Source organism: Pseudomonadota bacterium, assembly GCA_022572885.1.
Taxonomy (GTDB): Bacteria; Pseudomonadota; Gammaproteobacteria; order Steroidobacterales; family MnTg04; genus MnTg04.
Genome location: JACZVC010000002.1, coordinates 19633 through 44497, shown reverse-complemented (window position 1 = coordinate 44497; position 24865 = coordinate 19633). Strand labels below are relative to the sequence as shown.

Here is a 24865-nt window from a genome sequence, read left to right as displayed (position 1 = left end):
CCCGCCACCGTTGATCTAAACTGCCGGCGCGATGGGTACCGCTGACACGAGACCGGGTCTGCTGCGCCGACTGGGCGCAATATTGTATGACTCCTTACTGCTGCTGGGCCTGTTGATGCTGGCGACCGCCCTGCTGATGCCGATAACCCACCGCGCTATCGAAATCGACAATATCGCCTACCGGCTTTACCTGCTCGCGGTGGTCGCCGGTTACTTTGCCGGTTTCTGGTTAGTACGCGGGCAGACGCTGGGCATGCGGGCCTGGAAGATCCGGCTGATCCGCTCCGATGGCCAGGCGCTGACCCTGAGCGATGTCAGCTTGCGGCTATTGTTTTCACTACTTTCGTGGGCGCCACTCGGCCTCGGGTTCTGGTGGACTCTGCGCAGCGACCGCCGGCTGGCCTGGCACGACCTCTGGTCGGGAACCGAACTGGCCAATGCAGACCGCCCCGATCAGTGAACCCGGCTCAAGCCCACGGTAACCAGCACGGCAAGCAGCACGACCGGACCCCAGCCGACCAGCAGCGGGTCCAGATCGTAAACATCGCCCGAATAATAGAGGCTGCGCGAACCCAGGCGATAACTCATCCCGATAACGATACCGGCCACCAGTCGCGCACCGATGCCGCTGCGTTGCATGGGACCGAGCACGAACGGCAACGCCAGCAGCAGCATCAGGGGAACCGATGCGGTGGTCGCGATGCGCGTCCAGAACGCCTGCTCGTAATGACTGGTTTCAAGATCGTTTTTACGCAGGTAGTGGTAATACTCATAGAGACCGCGAGCCGACAGATGATCGGTATCGATCGCCGACAGTTCCAGGAGATCAGGCTGTAACAAACCCGGGCTTGCGGTTTGCGCCGCCGAAAACGTCGATATGCCATCTTCGCTCAACTGGCTTTCGCGCATGTTTTCCAGGAACCAGTCGCCTTCTTCATTGGTGCGCGCGCCATCTGCGCGAATCACCGACCGCAGGCGACGCTGATCATCGAAGCGATATATATACAGGCCGCCGACCTGCCCGCCGCTCATCATCTGGTCGATGCTGATTATATCGTTGCCTTCCTTGATCCAGGCGCTGGTGTTGGAACCAGCAATGCTGATTTTCTGATGTTGCTTCAGCGTGCGAAACTGGCGCGCGGCCTGATCGAGCGGCGGCGCGATGAACTCGCCAAAGGCTCCGGTCAGCACCATCAGCACGCTGCCCGCCATCAACACGGACCTGGCCAGGCGCCAGACCGACGCGCCGGACAAACGGATCACATGCAACTCGCTGTGGGCGGCCAGGCCGCCCAGCCCGATCAGCGCACCCAGCAAGGCGATGATGGGCATGGCCTGGTAAATCTGCGATGGCAGGGTCAGCAAGGCGAACACGAAAGCATCCCCGATGCCATAGGCGCCGTTGCCGACGTATTTCGACTGGCCGATAAAATTGACAAACAAGGTGAGTGCGGCCAGGACCATCAGTATCACGCCACATCCTTGCAAGGTCGCTCTCATCAGGTAACGGTCGAAAATGTTCATGCGTCCGGCGCCCCGCAATCCGCCGGCAATTTTTTTCTCATCGGCCAGACCATGCGCAAGCGTTGTTGGACGAACAGCATCACGGCAAGCAAAACCACCAACGCGTGCACCCACCAGGTACCCAGCCAGAACGGAACCACCGCCTGGTCCATCATGATCCGGGCCGTGGCCATCAGGTTCGAGTAAATCAGGTAAATCAGTACTGCGAATATCAGTTTGCCGTATCGTCCGCGGCGTGGATCGGTTCGGCTCAATGGTACGACCAGCAAGGTCAGCGCCAGCACGGACACCGGCTGCGACAGGCGCCAATGCAGTTCAGTCCGGCGCTCAATATCGGTGGCGCCCAGCAATTCGGCCGTCGACATCAGTTCCAGGTCGTCAGACTCCAGATCGGGCTCGGGTAGGCCGATCGGGATGCCGTGTTCGGAAAACTCCATGGTGCGGAATGCAGCTTCTCCCGGAATGCCTTCGTAGCGCCTGCCATTGAAAAGTATCAGGCTTTGCGAGCCGTGTTCGTCGACTTGCTGCACGCCGCGTTCCGCGACGACGATCTCCAGCCGATCCGCAATTTCACGGCGTATGAAAAGATTGTGCAACTGACCATCCTGGTCCACGCGTTCGGCATAAAACACGGTATTGCCGCTGCCCAGGGTCCTGAACTGGCCGGCCTCGAGGTTACCGAATGCCAGTGCCGCCTGGTCTGCGCGCTCCAGTTTGAAACGCTGGTTTGCGGCCCAGGGATCCAGATCCACCGACAGCCAGGTCATCAAGGCGGTTACCGGCAGGGCCACCATGAACAAGGGACGATAAAGACGTTTCGGTCCGATGCCACAGGCTTGAAAAGCCGGCATTTCGCTGTCCTGGTACATGCGGCCAAGCGCCAGCATCATCGCGAGAAACAGCGCAAACGGAATCAGCGTGGTCAGAAAGCGGACGCTGGTCAGACCCAGCAGCACCCCAAGACTTTCACGGGCAAAATCGTTGGCGGCAGCGCTGGCCAGCAATCTCGCAACAACATTGCTGAACAGGAAAAACAACAGCACAAAGGTCACCATCAGCCAGACCGTGACGACCTCACGAAAGATATACCGGTCTGTAATTCTCAGTAATAGCATCCAATATGACCCGGGAATCAAGTAAACTAATCAGCTTTCGCGCCGGAGACGGCTTTTAGCGAAGCCGCTTTGCGCCGGACAACAAACATTAAACCACGTCTGCCGGGGGCTCAATAAACAATCGCCTACGGCGTAACTGGAGTTTTTATGGAGTTTTTTGCCAGGTCCGGAAACCCCGCCGGACAACGCACCGACTGCGCCATCGCCGGTGTTTACTCGAATGGCGATTTGCCGGCGGCGACCCAGGCGATAAACAAGGCGACCCAAGGTCTCCTGGACAAGTTGCGAAAACAAGGCGATCTGCCAACCAAACCCGCGGACTGCATCTGGCTGCCTGGTATCGGCGATACCGTGTTTCGTGGGTTGTTGCTGGTCGGCCTGGGCAAAAAGAGTCAATACGATCTGCCGCAATACCGGAAATCACTCGCTGCGGCGCTAAAGACCCTGCATGGCAGCGGCGTGCGCAACGCCATCTCATACCTGGGCCATCATGCGGAAAGCGCTGAAGACATCTATCGCTGGACCCGGCTCGGGGTAGAAACCGCAGTGGCTGCGAATTATGAGTACCGCACGACCAAATCGGGGAGATCAACCTCCCGCCGTCCGGGAAAAATCGGCTTCGCCATATCCCAGGGCAAACATCGCCGAATCGCCGACAAAGGTATCCGGCATGGCCAGTGCATTGCCGTCGGGCAGAGTCTTGCCCGGGAACTGGGCAATTTGCCAGCCAATGTCTGCACACCGTCCTACCTGGCAAAAATCGCGCGTGATATGGCGAAAAAACACAAGAAGCTGCAAGCAGAGATTCTTGGGCCGGCGCAAATAAAAAAACTGGGTATGGGCGCGTTGCTAGCGGTGACCCAGGGCGCAAAAGAGCCTGCCCGGGTCATTGTTTTGAAATATCGCGGGGCCGCTGCGAGCAGTAAACCGATTGTGCTGGTCGGCAAGGGCGTCACCTTCGATACCGGTGGCGTGTGCCTCAAGCCACCGCCGGCAATGGATGAAATGAAGTTCGACATGTGTGGCGCCGCCGGGGTAATCGGCACCATGAGCGCAGTCGCGGAACTCGACTTGCCGATCAACCTCGTCATGGTCGTGCCCAGTTGCGAGAACATGCCCGGCAGCAATGCGACGCGTCCCGGGGACGTAATCACCAGCATGTCGGGAAAGACCATCGAAATACTGAACACCGATGCGGAAGGCCGGCTGATTCTTTGCGATGCGCTGACTTATGCCCGCCAGTTCAAGCCGGACACGATACTCGACGTAGCCACCCTGACCGGCGCCTGCGTGGTCGCCCTGGGCGGCACCTTTAGCGGCATAATGACGCGGGACGACAAGCTGGCGGCGGAATTGCTGGATGCCGGTCGGCGAGCTTGCGACCGTGCCTGGCGTCTGCCTATGGACGAAGAATACAACCAGCAACTGCGCAGTAATTTTGCGGATTTTGCCAACTCGGCAGGTCGCGAGGGCGGCGCTTCGATTGCCGCCAACTTCCTGGGCCGGTTTACCGAAGGCTTGCGCTGGGCGCACATCGATATAGCGGGCACGGCATGGAAAGCCGGCAAGGCCAAGGGAGCAACTGGCCGGCCGGTTTCGATGTTGGTGGAGTATTTGCTGAGCCGATGTTGAGATCGCGATGACGCGCGTCGATTTTTATATCCTCGAGGAATCCCGGCACGATCGGTTGCGGCTGGCTTGCCACCTTGCGGAAAAAGCTTACTTGTCCGCCATGACGGTCTATATACACGCGGCCTCTGCTGCACAGGCCATGCAGCTCGATAAGCTGCTTTGGGTTTTTCGTGACGGCAGTTTCGTGCCCCACCGCTGCTTGGACCGGTCCGGCGCAACGGAAAAATGTGCCGAGGCGGTCGTCATCGGCTGTGGCGAAGATTCGCAGGGACACCACGGCATGCTGATCAATCTCGCCAGCGAGGTTCCCGAGATATTCAGCCGCTTTGAAAGGGTTGCGGAACTGGTTGGCCGCGGAGCAGAGACGCGGGCAAGCGGGCGTCAGCGATTTCGTTTTTACCGCGATCGCGGTTACTCGCTGAATACGCACCGAATGTGAAATAATCCGCGATATGAACGCCAACGACGGGAAAAAACCTGACCCAATCCCGGTACTCACCGATGTAGTCACCGATGCCGCGGCAACCGGCGCCGATTCCGCCGTGGCTGCGCCGCCGCTGTTTGATGAGAATCGTCTGGCCGAGCTACAAACCGAACTGGCATCCCGCAGCTTCGAGCTGACTGACCGGCTGCTGCATGCGGCTTTTCAGGAAATGGAAGCGTCGTTATTCGAGCAAGTCGCCAACCGCTTGCGCAACGAACTCCCGGAATTGATCGACCAGATCCTGCGTGACTACCTTGAAGTGTCGCCGGACCCAAACGACTGACCCCCGGCATTCTGACAGGACTCTTATGGACAAGACTTATTCCCCCGGGGAAATCGAACAACGCATCTACCGGCGCTGGGAAGAAAGCCGGTATTTCGCGCCAACGGGCCAGGGTCAGCCTTATTGCATCATGATCCCGCCACCGAACGTCACCGGCACCTTGCACATGGGGCACGCTTTCCAGGTCACGATCATGGACGCGCTGACCCGCTATCACCGGATGCTGGGGCAAAATACGCTTTGGCAACCCGGGACCGATCACGCGGGCATCGCAACCCAGATGGTGGTCGAACGGCTGCTTGGCGCCGAAGGGCTGCATCGCCGTGAACTTGGCCGCGACGAATTCGTCAACCGCGTCTGGCAATGGAAGGAACAATCGGGCGACAGGATTTCAGGGCAACTCAGGCGCATGGGATCATCGGTGGACTGGAGCCGCGAGCGATTTACCATGGATGACGATCTGTCCGCGGCGGTAATGACGGTTTTCGAGCAACTCTATGATGAAGGGCTGATATACCGGGGCAAACGGTTGGTCAACTGGGACCCTGTCCTGCACACGGCATTGTCGGATCTCGAAGTCCTCTCGCAGGAAGAAGACGGCCATCTTTGGCATATGCGATATCCACTGGCCAGCGGCGATGGCCATTTGACGGTCGCCACGACGCGCCCCGAGACCATGCTTGGCGACACCGCCGTTGCAGTCCATCCGGACGATAAACGCTATGCATCGCTGATCGGCCTGAAAGTGCGCCTGCCATTGTGCGACCGGCTGATTCCAGTGATCGCAGACGATTACGTCGATCCTGAGTTTGGCAGCGGTTGCGTGAAAATCACGCCGGCACACGATTTCAACGACTACGAAATCGGCCAGCGACATGATCTGGATGTCATCAACGTCCTGAGCGATGACGCCTCGATGAACGAAAATTGCCCGCCAGCCTATCGTGGGCTCGATCGTTTTGTTGCCAGGGAGAAAGTGGTCGCGGACCTGGAGGCGTTGGGTCTGATCGAACGGGTCGAGAACCACCGGCTGATGATTCCGCGTGGCGACCGCAGTCACGCGATCGTCGAACCATACCTGACCGACCAGTGGTATGTAAAAATCGCACCGCTGGCGGAACCCGCGATTGCCGCTGTCGAAAATGGCGATATTCGCTTCGTGCCGGCGAACTGGTCGAAGACTTATTTCGAATGGATGCGCAATATTCAGGACTGGTGCATCAGCCGGCAACTGTGGTGGGGGCACCGCATTCCGGCCTGGTATGACGAGCAGGGCAATATCTATGTCGCGGCCGATGAAACTGCGGTGCGGCGAAAATACGGGTTAGCGACGGATCTCGCTCTGCGTCAGGACGAAGACGTGCTCGACACCTGGTTTTCATCGGCCCTGTGGCCGTTCTCCACGCTGGGCTGGCCCGAAAAAACCGCTGCGCTGGATACCTTTTATCCAACCAGCGTACTGGTCACCGGCTTTGACATTATTTTCTTCTGGGTCGCCCGCATGATCATGATGGGTCTGAAGTTCACCGGCGAGGTCCCCTTCAGGGAAATCTACATCCATGGCCTGATTCGCGATCAGGATGGCCAGAAAATGTCCAAATCCAAGGGCAACGTGCTCGACCCGCTGGATCTGATCGATGGCATCGATCTGGACAGCCTGCTGGAAAAACGAACCAGCGACCTGATGCAGCCGCATCTGAAAGCAAAAATAGAAAAAGTCACCCGAAAACAGTTTGCCGATGGCATCGACGCGTATGGCGCCGACAGTTTGCGTTTCACTTTTGCCAGCCTTGCGACCACCGGCCGGGATATTCGTTTTGAGCTGGGCCGTATTGAGGGCTATCGCAATTTTTGCAACAAGCTGTGGAACGCGGCGCGCTATGTGCTGATGAACACCGAGGGACAAGATTGCGGGCTCGGCGGCGATTGTGAATACAGCCTCGCGGATCGGTGGATTCGCTCGCGGTTTTGCGCCGCTGCCGCGGAGATTTCCCGGCAAATGAAAGCGTATCGGCTCGATCTCGCGGCGAAGGCCCTGTACGAATTTACCTGGAACGAGTTCTGCGATTGGTACCTGGAACTGTCAAAGGCCGTGCTCCAGGACGATACTGCCGGTGACAGTGCGAAAAGAGGGGCTCGGCGGACGCTGATTACAGTGCTCGAAGCCTTGTTGCGCGCGATCCACCCGCTGATGCCGTTTATCAGCGAGGAAATCTGGCAAAAAGTCGCGCCACTGGCCGGCGCCGGCGGCGAAACCATCATGCTCGCACCCTACCCCGGCGCCGATGAATTCGATCGCGACGAAAAGGCGGAGCAGGACATGGTCTGGCTGCAAGGCCTGGTTCTCGGGGTCAGGCAAATTCGCGGTGAAATGGACATCGCACCGGCTAAACCCTTGCCGCTATTGCTAAAAAATGCCTCGGACGAGGATCGAAGCAGGCTGGAAAAGCTACAGGACTTCTTGTTGCATATCGCGAAACTGGAAAGCATTCGTGTTCTTGCCGATGATGAGACGGCGCCGGATTCTGCCACCGCCTTGCTCGGCACCATGGAAATCCTGGTGCCGATGGCCGGTTTGATCGACCGCGATGCCGAACTGGCAAGGCTGAACAAGCAAATCGAGAAACTGGATAACGATTTACAGCGCAGCAAGCAAAAATTGGCCAACCCGAATTTTGTGGCCAACGCGCCAGCCACCGTCGTAGAAAAAGAACGACAGCGGGTCGTGGAAATGGAAGACGCGCAGGTGCGATGGCGTGAGCAACTGCTAAAAGTTCGTAAGCTGGGCGCTTGACGAGCGCGCGCCCCGCAGTGAACTGAACTATGTTAAGCAGGTCACAGCCACGGCGATAACAAGCTGATAGGCTGGATTTTCGGGATGATCCGACCAAAAGACGGTCGAGCAAAGATCATCATTAATCGGTTATTTTTGGATCAGGGTTTCAGCGATGAATCGACAGGCGGCGGCAACAGCAAGCGAAAGCCGGGTAACGGAACAGCAGCAGCAGGTAAACGCTGTTCTCGATCAACTCAACGAAATCATACTCGGCAAGGACCACCAGCTGCGCCTGTCGCTGACTTGCCTGCTGGCGCGAGGCCACTTGCTGATCGAGGATCTGCCGGGTGTCGGCAAGACCACGTTGGCCCATGCCCTGGCTCGCACGCTTGGACTCAATTACAACCGGATTCAGTTCACCAGCGATCTGCTACCGGCCGATGTGATCGGCGTTTCCGTGTATCTGCGTGACGACAACCGCTTCGAGTTTCACCCGGGACCGATTTTTTCCCAGCTGGTGCTGGCCGACGAGGTGAACCGGGCGACCCCGAAAGCGCAAAGCGCCCTGCTCGAGGCGATGGAAGAAAACCAGGTCAGCGCCGATGGCGACAGTTATCCGCTGCCGGATCCGTTTTTTGTCATCGCAACCCAAAACCCGGTCACCCAGATCGGCACCTTTCCGCTCCCCGAATCACAACTGGATCGTTTCCTGATGCGGATCTCGCTGGGTTTTCCGGGTCCGGAGATGGAACGCCGCCTGATCGCCGGGCAGGATCGGCGCGCATTGCTCGCCTTGCTCGAACCGGCTTTGCAAACTGCGCAACTGAAATCGTTGATGGATACCGTGTCATCGATCCATGTTTCCGATGTGTTGCTCGATTATGTGCAGGCCCTGGTCGCATTCACCCGCGAATCGCCGGATTTCGTCCATGGCCTGTCGCCCCGCGCCGCCATCTCGATCGTCAAGTGCAGCCGGTCCTGGGCAATGATTCATGGTCACCCGGGCGTGTTGCCCGAAGATGTCCAGGCGATTATCCCGGCAGTCGCCAATCACCGGCTGCGCTTGCGCGACGAACTGCACGCCAGCACCGAACCGGGTGAACTGATGCTGGCGGCTGTCTCCGTACCCTGAACGATTTCACGCCCGTGGCGGCAGGCATTCCAAAATTTATCAAGGAACGGATAGCGGCCTGGGCGTTAAAGCGTCAAGGGCGCGACCGTCTGCCCGTTACGCTGGATAAACGACGGGTTTATATCCTGCCGGGGAAAATGGGGTTTATTTTTGCCGCCATGCTGTTTGCCATACTCCTGGCCAGCATGAACTACGGCAATAGCATGGGTTTTGCGCTGACTTTTCTGCTGGCCAGCCTGGGCCTGGTCGCCATGCACCATTGCCACGGAAACCTGACCGGAACGGTGGTGCGGGCGATTGGCGCGCAACCGGTTTTTGCTGGTGAAGATGCCGTATTTGAAATCCTGCTGCAAAATTCGGAGCACTCAGCCAGGTATGATCTGCGTGGCGAATCCAGCGATTACCTGGGCAGTACGACCGATATGGCAACGGATTGCAGCGGCGTTATCCGCCTGTCGATCCCCACCCGCAAACGAGGCTGTCTGCGTCTGCAGCGATTCGCGGTCAGCACGCGCTTCCCGCTCAATCTTTTCCGCAGCTGGAGCTGGATACACCAGCCGGCCGATTGCCTGGTATTCCCGCGCCCGGCGGCGGCGGCGCCATTGCCCGCCAGGCAATCCGGTTCGCACTATGATGCGGTCGCCGCCGGCGATGGCTCGGACGATTTCTCCGGTCTGCGCAGCTTCCGGCCGGGCGATTCGCCACGCCATATCGCGTGGAAAGCGCTGGCCCGAGAGCAAGAACTGCTGGTCAAGCAGTTTTCCGGCGGCGCGGCGGAACAACTGTGGCTGGACTGGAACCTGGCCGGTCCGGGCGATGACGAACGGCGTTTGTCACTGCTTTGCTATTGGATACTGGCGGCGAATTCTGCCGGCATGCTCTTCGGTCTGCGTCTGCCTGGTACGGAAATTCCCCCGGCCAGCGGCGCCGAGCACCAACTGATCTGCCTGAGCGCACTGGCCTTGTACCCCTCGCCGAGCGAGGGTGAGTCATGAACAGCCGCGGATTTCGCGAGCAACGCATGAACTGGACGCTGCTGGGTATCGGCCTGGCGTTATTGCCTCACCTGCCGCGACTGCCGATGTGGATCAGTATTTTCCTGGTCACCGTCGGCTTGTGGCGCTGGCAGGCTGAACGCCATGGCTGGTCGTTGCCACCGCGGACGCTCCGTTTTCTGGTCGCCGTCACCGGTTTTGTCGGCATCGTGCTGACCTATCGCACCATCAATGGGCTTACCGCCGGCACCGCCCTGCTGGCAATCATGATGGGCATGAAACTACTGGAGACTCGCGGCAAAAGAGACCAGATCCTGTTGCTGTTCATCGCTTACTTCCTGGTGCTGGCGAGTCTGCTGTTCGACCAATCCCCGTGGACCGGCGTTTACCTGCTGGTCAGCGTGTGGATCATCACCGCCGCTCTGCTGGCGGTCAGCAAGTCCGGCGATGCTCTGCCCCTGAAGCAGAATCTGAGGCTGTCCGGACGCATGCTGCTGCACGCCGTGCCGCTGATGCTGGTCATGTTCTTGTTTTTCCCCCGCATCAGCGGGCCTTTCTGGTCCATGCCGACCCGCGCCGGCGCATCGACCGGCCTCAGCGATCAAATGAGCCCGGGTGAAATATCCGACCTTTCCTTGTCGGCGGAAATCGCCTTCCGCGCTCGGTTCGATGGCGACCTCCCGGAACCCCGGGAACGCTATTGGCGCGGCCCGGTACTCAGCGCTTTCGACGGCATGCGGTGGAGCGTCGTTGTGCCATCCGCCCAGGCTGCGCCCGCCCTGATCGATTTCCACGGCAAAGAATATCGCTACCAGGTCACGCTGGAGCCCCATCAGAGAAACTGGATATTTGCGCTCGACCTGCCGGCGAGTTGGGATCGGCGAGGCACCACGATGAACCGCGATCTCCAATTGATCAGCCGGCAGCCGGTCAGACGACTGACCGGCTACAACGTGGTTTCGCATACCCGGTTCACGGCCGATCTGTCTTTGCCGCAACGGCTGGCCTGGCGCAACCTGGCGATACCCCCCGACCGAAACCCTAAGACGCAGGCGCTGGCCCGGCAAATGTTTGCCGATGCGGGCCATGCAGAGCTGTTTATTTCGCGAGTCCTGCAGATGTTCACGGAACAGGATTTTTTTTATACACTGCAACCGCCGCGAACCGGTTATCGACACAGCGTCGATGACTTCATGTTTGCAACCCGCCAGGGTTTCTGCGGCCATTACGCTTCCGCCTTCACCTTGATGATGCGCGCCGCCGGCATCCCGGCGCGCGTGGTGACCGGTTACCAGGGCGGGGAATACAACCGGCTGGGCGACTACCTCGTCGTACGCCAGGCCGATGCCCATGCCTGGTCCGAGGTCTGGCTTCCCGGCCGTGGCTGGCAGCGCGTCGATCCCACCGCAGCCGTTGCGCCAGACCGGATTCTGCAGGGCCTTGCGGGAACGCTGCCCGATGCTATGTCGGCCCAGGAGCGCTTTCTTCGCTTGCACCCGGCGCTGATACAAATGCGGCAAGCCTGGGACGCCATGCACAACGCCTGGAATGAATGGATACTCGATTACGATTTCGACCGTCAGCGATCATTGCTGGAAAAACTGGGATTCGAGAAACCGGATTGGAAAAGTCTGGCTGCCGTGCTGGCGGTCGCGATGTCGCTGGCGTTGTTTTTCCTGGGTCTGTCCACGGCCAGGGGATTCCGGCGCCGGAAACTGCATCCCGCCGACAAATCCTGGCGGCTTTTCTGCCAGCGGCTGGCGGGCAAGGGCCTGGCGAGGAAAAGCGATGAAGGCCCATTGAATTTCGCCCGGCGGGTGATCGAGTCGCGTCCCGATCTGAGCGCCGTGATCGGCGAAATTGCCGATGACTATATCGCGATTCGTTATTATCCAAACCCCGGCAGCGAACGGCTCAGACTACTCAAGGCTCGGGTGGCTGCGTTTCGGCCGTGAAGCGGTCCTGCAGCAGCTTGGCAGAGCTATGTCTCCCCTCCCAGGGCATTGGCTTCCCGCTGACCTTTGTCCGGATCCACCAGGAACAACACGGCCGCGCCAAAAAGAAACAAGGGCGCGATAGCCATGATCGCGTAACGCGGATTTTGCGTGAACAGGGCCACGCCGGCCACCAGGTACGGACCGAGCACCGCGGCAAATCTTCCCAGCATGTTGTAGAAACCGAAAAACTCAGCGGTCTTGTCGCTTGGAATGATACTGGCGTATAGCGCCCGGCTCAGGCTTTGCACGCCTCCCTGGACCAACCCGATCATGATCGCAAGCATATAGAACTCGGTAACCGTCTTTAGATACATGCCGGCCCAAAGCGTACCCACAAAGTAAACCGTGATGCAGATCATGATCCCCTGCTTGGCGCCAATCCGATTGCCGAGCCAGCCAAACGCCAAAGCCGCGGGGAAACCGACAAACTGAGTCAGCAACAGGGCTTTAATCAGGTCAGTTGGCGCAATATTCAGGTTGATGCCGAAATCCACGGCCATTTTGATGATGGTGTTGACGCCGTCTATGTACAACCAGTAGGCAACCAGAAACAACACGATCGTTTTCATAGAACGGATTTTTTTCAGCGTATGCTTGAGTTGCGTCAGACCGGCGGTCACCGCCTGCCAGCTGCTGCTCTTGTTGACGGTCGGTGTTTCCCGAACCCAAAGCATCGCGGGAATGCTGAACACGGCCCACCAGACGGCAACCGTGACAAAGGAAACGCGTACCGCCTGGGTAGCATCGACCAGGCCAAACCATTCCGGGTGCTCGTACATCAGCACATTTACCAGGAACAGCAGGCCGCCGCCGAGGTAGCCCATCGCGTAACCAAAACCGGAAACCAGCGAGAAATTCTCTTGCGCGTTGATATCGACCAGCAGCGAATCGTAAAACACGTTACTGCCGGCAAACCCCATGGTCGCCAACGCATAGATGACCGCGGCGTATTGCCATTGGCCCTGCTCGACAAAATACAAGGCGCTGCTCATCACCACGCCCAGCGCCGCGAAGGTAAAAAGAAAGCGCATCCGGCTGCCGCCGCGGTCGCCGATTGCACCGAGGAACGGCGCGAGAAAAGCGATGATCAGGCTCGCCGTACCGTTGGCAACGCCCAGGCGAAAGGTGGTGACGCTGCCAGCGACCCCGACACTCCAGTACTGACTGAAAAAGATCGGAAAAAACGCCGCCATCACGGTCGTGGCATAAGCGGAGTTGGCCCAGTCGTAAAACGCCCATGCCAGCACCGGCCTCTGCCGCAAAATCCGGATATTCACTGCCGATCCCCGTCCGCCATGGCAGCGACTATATCCCGGCTGCCTGGAGTCTGCAGGACTTAGCCTGCACTCTTCCTGCTCTGGTGCTCGCGGGTCGCACTGAATTCAAGATCTGGCCAACGTTCCTCGGTCAGCGACAGGTTGACCCTGGTGGGCGCGATATAGACCAGCTCGCCAGCATGATCCACCGCCAGGTGCTCGCCCGCCTTGTGCCTGAATTTTTCCAGTTGTTTCTCGTCGCTGGCGCCGACCCAGCGAACCGTGGCGACATTGATTGCCTCGAACAGACATTCGACGCCGTATTCCTCGCGCAAGCGGAATTCGACCACCTCGAATTGCAGCGGGCCGACCGCGCCCAGGATCAAATCGTTATTCCGAAATGGCCGGAATAACTGCGTGGCCCCTTCCTCGCACAGCTGATCCAGCCCTTTTTGCAGCGCTTTCATGCGCAGCGGATCGCGCAGCACCGCGCGCCGAAAAAGTTCCGGGGCAAAACTCGGTATGCCCGTGAACTCGAGATCCTCGCCTTCGCTGAAGCTATCGCCAATATTGATCGTACCGTGATTGTGCAGACCGATGATGTCGCCGGCACAGGCATTGGTGGCATGTTTGCGGTCGGCGGCCAAAAATGTCAGCGCGTCGGCGATTTTCATGTTTTTCCGCGTGCGTCCCTGGAACAGCTTCATGCCGGGTTTGAAACTACCGGAACAGATTCTCATAAAAGCGATCCGGTCCCGGTGCGCCGGATCCATATTGGCCTGTATCTTGAAGACAAAACCGCTAAAGGCGTTTTCCTGGGGCTCAACGACGCGTTCCATGGCCTCACGTGGCTGCGGCGGCGGTGCGTATTCGACAAAGGCATCGAGCAGTTCCCTGACGCCAAAGCTGTTTATGGCCGAGCCGAAAAAAACCGGGGTCTGGCGGCCGGCGAGATATTCTTCTATCGAGAATTCGGTGCTCGCACCCCGGACCAGTTCCACCTCGTCGCAGAATTCCTCGGCCATGTCTCCCAGCAACTGGCCAGCCTCGGGACTGTGCAATCCGTTGATGACCCGGGTCTGCCCGGCCTTTGCCCGGTCATCGGTCCGGTACACATACAGGCGATCCAGGGCCAGGTGATAGATACCTTTGAGCCTGTTGCCCATGCCGATCGGCCAGGTCACCGGCGCGCAACGGATTGCCAGGACGTTTTCTATCTCATCGAGGAGTTCCACTGGCTCGCGGCCCTCGCGGTCGAGCTTGTTGATGAATGTCATGATCGGTGTGTCGCGCAGGCGACAGACATCCATCAATTTGATCGTGCGCTGTTCGACGCCTTTTGCGCAGTCGATAACCATCAGTGCCGAATCGACGGCGGTCAGTGTACGATAGGTGTCCTCGGAAAAATCCTCATGACCTGGCGTATCGAGTAAATTGATGATGTAGTCGCGGTAGGGAAACTGCATGACCGATGAGGTCACCGATATTCCCCGCTGTCGTTCCAGCGCCATCCAGTCCGAAGTGGCATGACGGCTTGCCTTGCGGCCCTTGACCGTCCCAGCCAGCTGGATCGCACCACCGAACAACAACAACTTCTCAGTAAGCGTCGTTTTCCCCGCATCGGGATGGGAAATGATTGCAAATGTTCGCCGCCGACTGATTTGACTGGCCAAGCCTGGCATCTGTTTCAACCCTGGAAAAGGCGCGAAGTCTACACCAGACGGGGGCGCGGGTCAGCGCCGTGCTCGCTCTTCGTTGCCTCGTTAAAGTTCAGCGCATACACCATCGCGTCTTCACGGCCCTGCCGTGAACGGTAATATTGCCGTCGCACGCCAATGAGTTCGAATCCTTCGGATGCATACAAGACCCGGGCGGCATCATTGCCGGGACGGACTTCCAGATAGATCCGGCTCAACGACTGCTTGCGGCAATACCCCAGAAAATCACGCAACAAGCGACGGCCAAGCCCCTGCCTCCGGCACTCCGGAGATACCGTCAGATTGAGAATGTGGGCTTCACCGGCACCGGCAGACAAAACGGCATAGGCAGCTGGCCAGCCTTGCAGATCCAGGACACGGCAGTAATAACCCACGGCAAGGCAATCGGCAAGAACCCCTGCCGACCAGGGAAAGTCATAGGAAGCGGCCTCGATAACGACAACCCGGGCCAGGTCACGGGTCTGCAATGCCCGGATTTCAATGGGTTTTTCCGCAACAACCATCAGGCCTGCAGCGCGCTTTGCCCGGCCAGGACCGTTTTCGCCAGCAACATGTCCTCCCACACTTTGGCCTTCTGGCTGGGGCTGCGCAACAGGTAAGCCGGGTGGTAGGTGACAACCATCGGTATCTGGTCCTGATAGCGATATATCTTGCCCCGCAATTTCCCCAGCGGCTGATCGGTATCGATCATGCGGTGCGCTGCGACCTTGCCGAGGAGAACGATGATTTTTGGCTGCAGCAGGGCGATCTGGCGCTGCAGAAAAGGATAACACCGGTCCGACTCCTGATGCTGCGGGTTGCGGTTGGCGGGCGGCCGGCACTTGATCGTATTCGCAATATAGACCTGCTCGCGGCTCAGGCCGGCAGCATGCAAAATGGCATTCAATAGTTGCCCGGCGCGGCCGACAAATGGCTCACCCTGCTGATCCTCATCCTTGCCTGGCGCCTCGCCGATAAACATCCACTCCGCCGCCTGATCGCCAACGCCGGGCACGGCCTGAATCCGGTTTTGATGGAGCGGGCAGCGGGTACAGCCGGAGATACGCTGGAGCAGTTCGCCCCAGGCCAGGGTTGCGGTGTCGTCAGCGGAATCCGCTGTCATCGGTTGCTCAAGAGCCGGCGATACGACCGCCCGTGGTTTGGCCGCGGGTGCCACCGGATCGCCTGCTCTGCCCGGTTCCTTTGATCCCGCCCCAGGTGCAGCCGTGGTGGCGTCTCGTTTTCGCCAGACAGTCAGCCCCATCGCTTGCAGGCAAATTTGTTTTCTTTCGCTCAGAGTCACGAATTTCAGTCAATCAGTTGCCGCTGGCGCCGCCTGGCGAAGAACCGCCAGCCGGCCATCGCCGGGCCCGACAACGCATAAAAAGACGACATGGTCAGCAGCACGACCGGTGGATCCAGCGATATCAGCATGAAGAGCAACGGAATCAGGATCACATAGGCAAAGGGCACGCGGCCGCCGAGATTCAAATCCTTGAAACTGTAATAACTGAAGTTGCTGACCATCAACAACCCGGCCATGACGGTCACGCCGAAACCCAGCGCCAGCACGATAATGCCCTCAAGCTCCAGCCTGTCACCCAGCCAGATCATGCTAGCGATCAGCGCGGCGGCTGACGGGCTGGGCAGACCCTGGAAATATCGCTTGCCGGTGGGCAGTACGCGGGTATTGAACCGCGCCAGGCGCAAGGCGCAGGATACGGCATACATAAACGCAGCCAGCCACCCCAGGCGTCCCCAGGCCAGGCCGTATTCGGAAATCCGTACCACGCCCCACTGGTAAACGACCAGCGCCGGCGCCAACCCGAAGGAAACCATATCCGACAGACTGTCGTATTCCTTGCCAAAATCGCTTTCGGTGCTGGTCATTCTTGCAACCCGGCCATCCAGGCCATCCATAAACATCGCGATGAACAAGGCGATGGCTGCACGCCTGAAATTACCGTCAATTGCAGCGACAATGGCATAAAAACCGGCAAACATGGCGGCAGTCGTCACCAGGTTGGGCAACAGGATGATTCCCTTGCGCAGTTTCTCTTTTCGATTGCTGGTTTTTGCTTTCATTGGCTTGCGACGTCACACCCTTTAAAACGCACCGGGCGACATCGCCCATTGTAACCCTTGCCCGGGCGGTCGCACCGAGCGCGAGCCAGGATTATTCTTTTTTTTGCAGCCATGGCATCCTCGCGCGCAGTACGGCGCCCACTTTCTCGATTTCGTGTGACTCTGCCGCCGCTCTCCGCTGCCGGATCAGCGGCGACCCGGCCTCGATCTCGGCGTCCAGTTCGTCTGCGAAACGGCCATCCTGGATTTCAGCCAGAAGATCTCTCATCGCGGCTCGGCTGGCCTCGTTGATCACCCTGGGTCCGCGCGTATAGTCGCCGTACTCCGCGGCCACGGAAATGGATTGCCGGGTCCCGGCGATGCCCCGGCGATGCAGCATATCGGCCATCAGTTTGACCTCATGCAGACAACAAAAATAGGCAATATCCGGGGAATAGCCCGCCTCGGTCAGGGTTTCAAATGCGCTGACGACCAGCTGATCGATTCCGCCGCAGAGTACCGCCTGTTCGGCAAACAGATCCGTTTCGGTTTCTTCCGCGAAAGTCGTCTCCATCACCGCCGCGCGGCCATGTCCGTTCACCTTTGCATACGCGAACGCCAGCGCCCTGGCCTGCCCGCTGGCATCCTGGTGCACACCGACCAGGGCCGGCACGCCCAGGCCAGCTTCATACTGCAAGCGCACTTGCTCACCGATGCCCAGCGGCGCCACCAGCAGAACATCGAGGTCTTGCCGCGGCACGATGCGCCGGTAATGGATGTTGTAGCCATGCGCAAAGATCAGCGCACTGTGTTTTTTCATTCTGCTGGCGAGGATATTTTGATACAGGGCCACTTGCTCGGCATCGGGTACCAGCATCACCACCAGCTCGGATTCAGCCGCTTTTTCCAGCGATACGGGTTCCAGGCCCTGCTGCCGGCAGGCATCGGCGGAGGCGGAACCTGCGCGCAACCCGACCACCACATCCTGCCCGGAATCCCTTAGATTCAACGCGTGCGCCCGCCCCTGGGCACCGAAACCCAGCACCGCTACCCGCTTGCCAGCTATAGGCCCTGGGTCGATATCCTTGTCCGCATAGATTGCAGCGCTCATGCGGACGATATTGCAGGCAGGGCCGGCCGCTGGCAAATCAGGACCGCCTGGAATTACGCTCTGTACCCGGCCACCTCAGGCCCGATACAATCTTCCCGCGAAAGCTCAGCACGCGCTGAACGAAAAAGGAATGCCCCAAGATGCGATTGTCGCGATTGCCGTTAAATACCCTGAAGGAAGTGCCCGCCGATGCGGAAGTGATCAGCCACCAGCTGATGCTGCGCGCGGGCCTGATCCGCAAGCTCGCTTCCGGTCTGTATACGTGGTTGCCGATGGGGCTCAGGGTTCTGCGGAAAATCGAACAAGTGGTGCGCGAGGAAATGAACCGCGCCGGCGCTTTCGAATTGCTGATGCCCAGCGTTCAGCCCGCTGAACTTTGGCAGGAATCGGAGCGCTGGAACGAATACGGCCCCGAACTGCTGCGGTTCAAGGACCGGCATCAGCGCGAATTCTGCTATGGCCCGACCCACGAGGAAGTCATCACCGATATCGCGCGCAGGGAACTGAAAAGTTATCGCCAATTGCCGGTCAATTACTACCAGATCCAGACCAAGTTCAGGGATGAAATCAGGCCGCGTTATGGCGTCATGCGCGCGCGCGAATTCATTATGAAAGACGCCTATTCTTTTCATCTGGATCAGGAAAGCCTGGATGCCGGTTATCAGGCGATGTACGTCGCCTATAGCAATATCTTCACCCGTCTGGGCCTGCGCTTCAGGCCGGTACAGGCCGATCCCGGCGCTATCGGCGGCAATGCTTCACAGGAATTTCACGTGCTCGCGGATTCCGGCGAGGATGCGATCGCCTTCTCAAATGGAGACGATTATGCGGCCAATCTTGAAATGGCCGAAGCGCTGCCGCCGGTGGCCGGGAAGAAAAAACCGGGCGGGGATATGCGGTTTGTCGATACGCCCGATGTTTGCAGCATCGACGAACTCTGTAGGTTTTTGAACACTGATCCGAGCGCGTGTATCAAGACTTTGCTGGTGGATGCGGAAGACGCCGGCCTGATCGCCCTGGTTTTGCGCGGTGACCACGAACTGAACGCCCGCAAGGCGGAAAAAATGCCTGGCGTCAGCGAACCGCTGACGATGGCGACCGCAGACAAGGTAAAGGAAATCATCGGCTGCGAACCGGGTTTCATCGGCCCGGTCGACTTACCCTGTCCGTTGTATGTCGATCACAGCGCCGCGGCGGTTGTCGATTTCGTCTGCGGCGCCAACCAAAAAGACAAGCATCGGGTAAACGGCAACTGGGGTCGCGACCTTCCTGACTGCACTTCGGTGGATTTGCGAAATGTCGTCGATGGAGACCCCAGCCCGACCGGCAAAGGCACTTTGTCGGTAGCCCGTGGCATAGAGGTAGGACACATATTCAAACTCGGTGACAAGTACAGCTCGATGATGAATGCGCAGGTACTCGACGCCAACGGGAAAACGCAAACCCTGATCATGGGTTGCTATGGCATCGGCATCACGCGGATTGCAGCCGCTGCCATCGAGCAAAACCATGACCAGCGAGGCATCATCTGGCCACCGGCGATGGCGCCGTTCGATGTTGCGCTGATCCCAATCAATCAACACAAATCGGACCGGGTCAGGGATGCCGCAGACCAGCTCTACGAGGAACTGAACGCCATGGGATTGCAGGTGCTCGTTGACGACCGCAACGCCAGGCCGGGCGTGAAATTTGCCGATATGGATCTGATCGGCATTCCGCATCGAGTGGTTGTCGCCGAAAAAGGCCTGGATGCGGGAACCTTCGAATACAAGAACCGGCGCGACGACGAACCCCGGCATTTGTCCATTGACGAATTAAAGGATTTGCTCCGCAGCTCGCAGACCGGGACCTGACCATGCCGCCAAAACTGAACAAAACCTGGCGTGGACTGATGCTGATCCTGATGTTATCCGGCACAACCGCGCTTGCGCAGACGCAGCCGGATCCCGAACTGCGGCGCTTGTTGATCGAAGCGGCCAATGACTCGAGCAGCTTCGCGGATAGATTCGATGCCGAGGTCTGGCTGACCGATATGTCCGGCAGGCTGGCCAGGCAGGTTCCCGACACCCGCAAACGCTTGCAACTACTCAAGCAAATTCATTTCGAGGCTACCCGCAAAGGCCTTTACCCCGAACTGGTTCTCGCGGTGATCGACATAGAAAGCAATTTTGATCGATTTGCTGTTTCCTCCGCCGGTGCAATCGGCCTGATGCAGGTCATGCCATTCTGGCTCAAGGAAATTGGCAGGCCCGATGATAACCTGGTCCATGCGCAGACCAACTTGCGCATGGGGTGCACCATACTCAAGTATTACCTGGACCTCGAAAATCAGGATCTGATTCGCGGGCTGGCCAGATACAACGGCAGTAAGGGACGAAGAAAGTATGGCGACCTGGTCATCGACCGGCTGAACCGGAAGTGGTATCGGAACTAGCCCGCTCCTAGCCGACCAGGAACCGGCCCGGCACCAGGTCGCCGGCTGACTCTACGCTGATGAGCTCGGCGGTCACCGCGTCCACCCGGGCAGAAGGCGGCCCTTGATGCAGCCAGTCCTCGAGCAACCCCAGCTTGTCCGGGTCACCGAAGGCAACGATCTCAACCCGGCCGTTTGCCAGATTCCTTACCCGGCCGCTCAACCCCAGCGAACTCGCTTGTTCTGCCGTGCTGACCCTGAAAAAAACGCCCTGAACACGCCCTGATACCAGGTAACGGCAATATTCGGCACTTTGACTCACTATTCCTGGCACCGCTGGGGGTTTTGGAGAGCCCGGACTTATTAATGTTGTTCTGTATCGGTAGCCTCGAGGGCCGTGTTGATCGCAACATCCGCCCAGCGTTTTGCCTCCCGGGCATCGTTTTTCGCGCCATTGTAGGCCCTGCGATTCAATTTGGCTTCGGCATCTGAAAGAAACTGCCGGGCGTCTTTGAGCGCCATCGTCGCGTATTCCTCCGCGCCCGCAGTAATAGCCGCCTGTATGGCCTGGCGCGCATCGCTCATTTCCTGGACCGGCGGATTGCTCGCGCAAGCGCTGAGCATCAGTAAACTGGCTGCTGCGAGGATACGAAAAGCTTTTGTGCGGCGCTTCTTGTACATTCCGGCCCATCGAAAAACGGAAAGGTTTAGAACGCTAACAAGGGCACCCTATTCCGTCAAGCCAAGCCCCGCTACTATCGACCGAGCCAAAAGCTGCCAAAACAAAGGATTAGACCTTGGAAACCGTCATCTACCACAACCCCCGCTGCTCGAAATCACGCGCAACACTACAATTGCTGCGGGATCGGGGGCTGAATCCGACCGTTATCGAGTACCTCGTCGACCCGCCTGGCAAGGAAACCCTGCTAAAAATCCTTTCCCTGCTGATGCTACAGCCGAGACAGCTCATGCGGCGCACCGAAAGCGTTTATCAGGAACTGGGCCTCGACAACGCCGGCCTGTGCGATGATGAACTTATCCAGGCGATGCTCGACAACCCGGTCCTGATAGAGCGGCCCATCGTATTGGCCGGCGGGATGGCGCGAATTGGCAGGCCACCCGAACAAGTGCTGGAGATTCTTCGATGAATGCCGAAATCCTGGTTCTTTATTATTCCAGGGATGGTGCAACCGCCGAACTGGCACGCCAGGTGTGCCTGGGTATAGAGTCGGTCGAAAAATGCAGCGCCAGACTCAGGACGGTGCCCGCCGTCAGCGCCGATTGTGAAGCCAGCGAGCCGGTGGTTCCCGAAGACGGACCGCCCTACGCCACGCAACAGGACCTGAGCGACTGTGCCGGCCTGGTCATGGGTAGTCCGACGCGCTTTGGCAACATGGCGGCGCCGTTAAAATATTTTCTCGATGGCAGCGGCAGCCTTTGGCTGTCCGGCGGCCTGGCGGGCAAACCGGCAGCAGTTTTCACGTCGACCCAATCTCTGCACGGCGGGCAGGAATCCACCCTGCTGACGATGCTGATCCCCTTGCTTCACCACGGCATGCTGATCCTCGGTCTGCCCTACACCGAACCGCTGGTTAGCGACACGAGCTCAGGCGGCGGACCGTACGGCGCCAGTCACTGGGCCCATCGGCAGAAGCAGCCATTGATTCGGGATGAGGAAAAGAAGCTGGCGATTGCCCTGGGCAAGCGGGTCGCAACGGTCGCAAGTAAACTCGGCTCCTGATTCAACCGCTGGTTCTCAGACTCAAGGCCAGGCAGAAAAACAGCGTGCAACTGAAAAAAACCAGGGCCGCGGACCAAAGCCGCAGAGCTGGATTGGCAATCAGTTCCATCAGGCCAAGCGCGACCGGAAGCGCCAGCAGCATCATCAGCCAACGATAAGTATAGGTCCGTGCAGCCAAAACCCCGGGTACCGATATCAGCATTACGACCAACGGCAGCCAGGCCCACGCTGGGTATGCCGGCAGAATCAATGCGGCGAAAATCAACAACAAGACGGTGGCGTGACTTGCCACCAACATCGGTCTGAGCAGGACAGGGGGCCGTGGCCAACCCTTCTCAGCCAAGGCCATCGCCCCGGCTCAGCACATCACGGACAAAGGGCACGGTCAGCCGGCGCTGCGCCCTGAGGGATGCCAGGTCGAGCGTATCCAGCAGTCGGTATACCGAGCGCATGTCTCTCGGGAAACGCCGCAAAAGAAACCGGCTGGTTTCTTCCGGCAACTGCAACCCTCGGTGTTGCGCGCGCAGCGCCATCGCTTTGTGCAGATCTTCGCCGCTGACCGGGTCCACGCGGTAAACGGGACCCCAGTTCAGCCGCGATTGCAGATCCGGCAGCCCGAATGGGATTTTTGCCGCCGGTCTGTCGGCCGAAACCAGCAGGCTGCCGCCGTTTTCGGCAACATCATTGAACAGCCTGAACAAACCGGACTCCCAGTCAGCCAGACCGGCGATCCGTTGCACATCATCCAGACAGACCAGCGAGAATTCCTCAAGGCCCGCAAGCATTCCCGCGTCCAGTTTTTCTTTCAACGGCAGGTAGGCCGCACGCCGGCCCTGCCCGCCAGCCTCCGCACATGCGGCCTGCAATAGATGGGTCTTGCCGCTGCCCGACCCACCCCACAACCAGATCAAGCGTTCACTGCCGCTACGCGCCAGCGACTTCAAATGAGTCAGCAAAGCGCCATTCCCGGATTCGAAAAAACTGTCGAACACGGCCTGATCCGACAACTGTACCGGCAACGACAACTGTCGGGACTCAGTCACCTGGCATCCGCACCGGAAAGGTAGGCCTTGCGGCCCCAATGCCAAACATAGTCAACACCGCTGATAATGGTGGTAACCATCACGCAGGCGCCCAGGACGATCACCCAGGACTGCCCCGGCCAGCCGTAACCCGCTCCAGATACGACCACCATCACCAGCACCAACTGCATCAAGGTATTGAGCTTGCTGATATCGGTAGGCTGCGCCTGCACCGTGCCAAACAACCAGTTGTAAACCAGGCCGCCAGTGACGATCGCCAGGTCACGACCGACCACCAGCACCGCCAACCAGAGGGGGATCAGGCCAACCAGCGTCAGCGTAATGAACATCGATACCATCAGAAATTTATCGGCCAACGGGTCGAGGATTCCACCGAGACGTGAACGCCAGCTAAAACGTCTCGCCAAATAACCATCCAGCCCGTCCGAAAACCCGGCGATAAAAAACAGCCAGAGCGTGGCCACGAAATTGCCATGCCACAACAACCAGACCACCGGACCCACCAGCAATATCCGAAAAATACAGATCATGTTGGGAATATGTTTCGCTATCACTGGCGATACCTGTACACGATAGTCCCGGGCATTGACACCGGGTATTCAAAATCTTCGGCAAACAAAATCTTGCCAAGCTTGATCGCACTCGCGAATTGATCCGGGCCGGCGCGCAATTCAACGCTGAACAGCACCTCTTCGCCATGGACCCGGTCGACCGCGACCGAATTGACCAATGACAGGGATTCGAGATATAGCCTGACTCGCCCATAAGCCACCAGGTCGCCGATCCCCCTGACCAAGACCAGTTGCCGCCCGCTGTCATGGCGGTCGATGGCGGCAAGAACGCTTGCAAACTCATCAGCCGCACGGTCGATACCCGCGCTCAGGTTGCCCAGCCAGTTATGTACCTGCCCGGCAAAAAGCAAAGTCCAGCTTACCCGGTAAACCGGCCCATCCACGTCGGTCCGCCGTTTCGCCCGCGCGAATCCCACCAGCACGGCATCGGCATCGTAGCGATCACTGGCAGAGAAAATGTTGTCCTCAAAAACACCGCGTAAATCGGCCACATCGATCGCCTGCCGATCCTGCGCATCCATCAACGGAATGATGACCGGGACGCCACGCTGGTTCGCTGTCTCTTTCAGGCTTTCGACAACCGGCCCCAGGTCATCTGCTGCAAGAATCTTGCGCCGGCCACGTTCATCGGTCAGCACCAGCCAGACCAGGGTTACCGGCCTCTCCTGGCCCCAGACCGGCAGGCCCAACTCGCTGAGCCGCCGGTTGATCGCCTGCCCGTCGAAAGAAATAAGCAAGGTGCGGCTGTCGATATAGCCAAACTGCTGAATAAAGTCGCGCGCCTTGCCAAGGAGGGCCTGAGTTTCTTCTGCCTGGCCAACCTGGCGGGTCCCGGTTACCCGAGTCAGCACGACTGCCATCGCGTCCTCGAATGCCTGCTCCAGGGTTGCCGCGTCACGCGCACTGACCTCCGTCCGGACCTGGTAAAGATTGCCAAACACCGAAGCTATCGCTGGCGGGTTTACCAGCATCAGGCACAGCGCAGCAAGTATCGTCTTTATCCAATCAATCATTTTTCGCCTGATCTGTC

26 protein-coding genes are annotated in these 24865 nt (G+C 58.8%); 12 read left to right on the top strand and 14 right to left on the bottom strand.

Annotated features, from left to right (window positions below; translation table 11 throughout):
• Positions 1-31: 31 nt before the first annotated feature.
• Positions 32-460, top strand: coding sequence for an RDD family protein (locus tag IIA05_01045; GenBank protein ID MCH9025686.1), 429 nt, complete (start codon positions 32-34; stop codon positions 458-460).
• On the opposite strand, the gene lptG is transcribed toward IIA05_01045, so the two are convergent.
• Entirely contained in the window at positions 454-1524 is a 1071-nt protein-coding gene (gene lptG, locus IIA05_01040; protein MCH9025685.1) for an LPS export ABC transporter permease LptG, read from the bottom strand. The two genes, IIA05_01045 and lptG, sit on opposite strands and share 7 nt — an antisense overlap.
• Positions 1521-2639, bottom strand: coding sequence for an LPS export ABC transporter permease LptF (lptF, locus tag IIA05_01035; protein ID MCH9025684.1), 1119 nt, complete (start codon positions 2637-2639; stop codon positions 1521-1523). The genes lptG and lptF overlap by 4 nt, the downstream gene beginning before the upstream one ends.
• Positions 2640-2786: 147 nt before the next feature.
• On the opposite strand from lptF, the gene IIA05_01030 reads away from it, so the two are divergent.
• The 7 genes from IIA05_01030 (at position 2787) to IIA05_01000 (ending at position 11896) form a co-directional block, all read left to right on the top strand.
• Positions 2787-4271 (top strand): leucyl aminopeptidase, encoded by a 1485-nt coding sequence (locus IIA05_01030; GenBank protein MCH9025683.1) that lies wholly within the window; start codon positions 2787-2789, stop codon positions 4269-4271.
• 7 nt (positions 4272-4278) lie between these two features.
• Entirely contained in the window at positions 4279-4710 is a 432-nt protein-coding gene (locus IIA05_01025; GenBank protein ID MCH9025682.1) for a DNA polymerase III subunit chi, read from the top strand.
• 13 nt (positions 4711-4723) lie between these two features.
• Positions 4724-5038, top strand: coding sequence for a hypothetical protein (locus IIA05_01020; GenBank protein ID MCH9025681.1), 315 nt, complete (start codon positions 4724-4726; stop codon positions 5036-5038).
• A 25-nt stretch (positions 5039-5063) separates the two neighbouring features.
• Positions 5064-7832, top strand: coding sequence for a valine--tRNA ligase (locus IIA05_01015; protein ID MCH9025680.1), 2769 nt, complete (start codon positions 5064-5066; stop codon positions 7830-7832).
• 154 nt (positions 7833-7986) lie between these two features.
• Positions 7987-8946 (top strand): AAA family ATPase, encoded by a 960-nt coding sequence (locus tag IIA05_01010; protein ID MCH9025679.1) that lies wholly within the window; start codon positions 7987-7989, stop codon positions 8944-8946.
• A gap of 14 nt (positions 8947-8960) precedes the next feature.
• Positions 8961-9941 (top strand): DUF58 domain-containing protein, encoded by a 981-nt coding sequence (locus tag IIA05_01005; protein MCH9025678.1) that lies wholly within the window; start codon positions 8961-8963, stop codon positions 9939-9941.
• On the top strand, positions 9938-11896 hold the full coding sequence (locus tag IIA05_01000; protein ID MCH9025677.1) for a DUF3488 domain-containing transglutaminase family protein: 1959 nt from the start codon (positions 9938-9940) through the stop codon (positions 11894-11896). The genes IIA05_01005 and IIA05_01000 overlap by 4 nt, the downstream gene beginning before the upstream one ends.
• Positions 11897-11922: 26 nt before the next feature.
• Here IIA05_01000 and IIA05_00995 read toward each other — a convergent pair whose 3' ends face one another.
• From IIA05_00995 to ilvC, 6 genes are all read right to left on the bottom strand, one after another.
• Entirely contained in the window at positions 11923-13131 is a 1209-nt protein-coding gene (locus tag IIA05_00995) for an MFS transporter (protein MCH9025676.1), read from the bottom strand.
• Between the two features lie 143 nt (positions 13132-13274).
• Positions 13275-14876, bottom strand: coding sequence for a peptide chain release factor 3 (locus IIA05_00990; GenBank protein MCH9025675.1), 1602 nt, complete (start codon positions 14874-14876; stop codon positions 13275-13277).
• Positions 14877-14905: 29 nt separating this feature from the next.
• The gene (rimI, locus tag IIA05_00985; GenBank protein ID MCH9025674.1) at positions 14906-15415 is read right to left on the bottom strand and encodes a ribosomal protein S18-alanine N-acetyltransferase; all 510 of its coding nucleotides are present in this window, start codon (positions 15413-15415) and stop codon (positions 14906-14908) included.
• On the bottom strand, positions 15415-16194 hold the full coding sequence (locus IIA05_00980) for a uracil-DNA glycosylase (GenBank protein ID MCH9025673.1): 780 nt from the start codon (positions 16192-16194) through the stop codon (positions 15415-15417). Before IIA05_00980 ends, rimI begins: the two co-directional genes overlap by 1 nt.
• Positions 16195-16199: 5 nt before the next feature.
• Positions 16200-16976 carry a CDP-diacylglycerol--serine O-phosphatidyltransferase gene (gene pssA / locus IIA05_00975; GenBank protein MCH9025672.1) on the bottom strand — a complete coding sequence of 259 codons (777 nt, stop codon included), beginning with the start codon at positions 16974-16976 and terminating at the stop codon, positions 16200-16202.
• Positions 16977-17067: 91 nt separating this feature from the next.
• The gene (gene ilvC / locus IIA05_00970; GenBank protein MCH9025671.1) at positions 17068-18066 is read right to left on the bottom strand and encodes a ketol-acid reductoisomerase; all 999 of its coding nucleotides are present in this window, start codon (positions 18064-18066) and stop codon (positions 17068-17070) included.
• 140 nt (positions 18067-18206) lie between these two features.
• Here ilvC and IIA05_00965 point away from each other — a divergent pair, with 140 nt between their 5' ends.
• Together IIA05_00965 and IIA05_00960 are read left to right on the top strand one after the other, a co-directional pair.
• Positions 18207-19919, top strand: coding sequence for a proline--tRNA ligase (locus IIA05_00965; GenBank protein ID MCH9025670.1), 1713 nt, complete (start codon positions 18207-18209; stop codon positions 19917-19919).
• A gap of 2 nt (positions 19920-19921) precedes the next feature.
• Entirely contained in the window at positions 19922-20500 is a 579-nt protein-coding gene (locus tag IIA05_00960; GenBank protein ID MCH9025669.1) for a lytic transglycosylase domain-containing protein, read from the top strand.
• A gap of 7 nt (positions 20501-20507) precedes the next feature.
• On the opposite strand, the gene IIA05_00955 is transcribed toward IIA05_00960, so the two are convergent.
• Entirely contained in the window at positions 20508-20804 is a 297-nt protein-coding gene (locus IIA05_00955) for an acylphosphatase (protein MCH9025668.1), read from the bottom strand.
• A gap of 38 nt (positions 20805-20842) precedes the next feature.
• Positions 20843-21103, bottom strand: coding sequence for a DUF4398 domain-containing protein (locus IIA05_00950; protein ID MCH9025667.1), 261 nt, complete (start codon positions 21101-21103; stop codon positions 20843-20845).
• Positions 21104-21276: 173 nt separating this feature from the next.
• Between IIA05_00950 and arsC the strand changes: the two genes are divergently transcribed.
• Positions 21277-21627 (top strand): arsenate reductase (glutaredoxin), encoded by a 351-nt coding sequence (gene arsC / locus IIA05_00945; protein ID MCH9025666.1) that lies wholly within the window; start codon positions 21277-21279, stop codon positions 21625-21627.
• On the top strand, positions 21624-22220 hold the full coding sequence (wrbA, locus tag IIA05_00940) for an NAD(P)H:quinone oxidoreductase (protein MCH9025665.1): 597 nt from the start codon (positions 21624-21626) through the stop codon (positions 22218-22220). The genes arsC and wrbA overlap by 4 nt, the downstream gene beginning before the upstream one ends.
• Position 22221: 1 nt before the next feature.
• Here wrbA and IIA05_00935 read toward each other — a convergent pair whose 3' ends face one another.
• Genes IIA05_00935 through IIA05_00920 form a run of 4 tightly spaced genes read right to left on the bottom strand, consistent with a single transcriptional unit; the run spans position 22222 to position 24848 of the window.
• Positions 22222-22518 (bottom strand): DUF2069 domain-containing protein, encoded by a 297-nt coding sequence (locus tag IIA05_00935; protein MCH9025664.1) that lies wholly within the window; start codon positions 22516-22518, stop codon positions 22222-22224.
• Between the two features lie 37 nt (positions 22519-22555).
• A complete protein-coding gene (hda, locus tag IIA05_00930) occupies positions 22556-23263 on the bottom strand; it encodes a DnaA regulatory inactivator Hda (GenBank protein MCH9025663.1) in 708 nt (235 codons plus the stop codon).
• The gene (locus IIA05_00925; GenBank protein ID MCH9025662.1) at positions 23260-23817 is read right to left on the bottom strand and encodes a CDP-alcohol phosphatidyltransferase family protein; all 558 of its coding nucleotides are present in this window, start codon (positions 23815-23817) and stop codon (positions 23260-23262) included. The genes hda and IIA05_00925 overlap by 4 nt, the downstream gene beginning before the upstream one ends.
• Positions 23814-24848, bottom strand: coding sequence for a DUF2066 domain-containing protein (locus IIA05_00920; protein MCH9025661.1), 1035 nt, complete (start codon positions 24846-24848; stop codon positions 23814-23816). The genes IIA05_00925 and IIA05_00920 overlap by 4 nt, the downstream gene beginning before the upstream one ends.
• Positions 24849-24865: the final 17 nt, after the last annotated feature.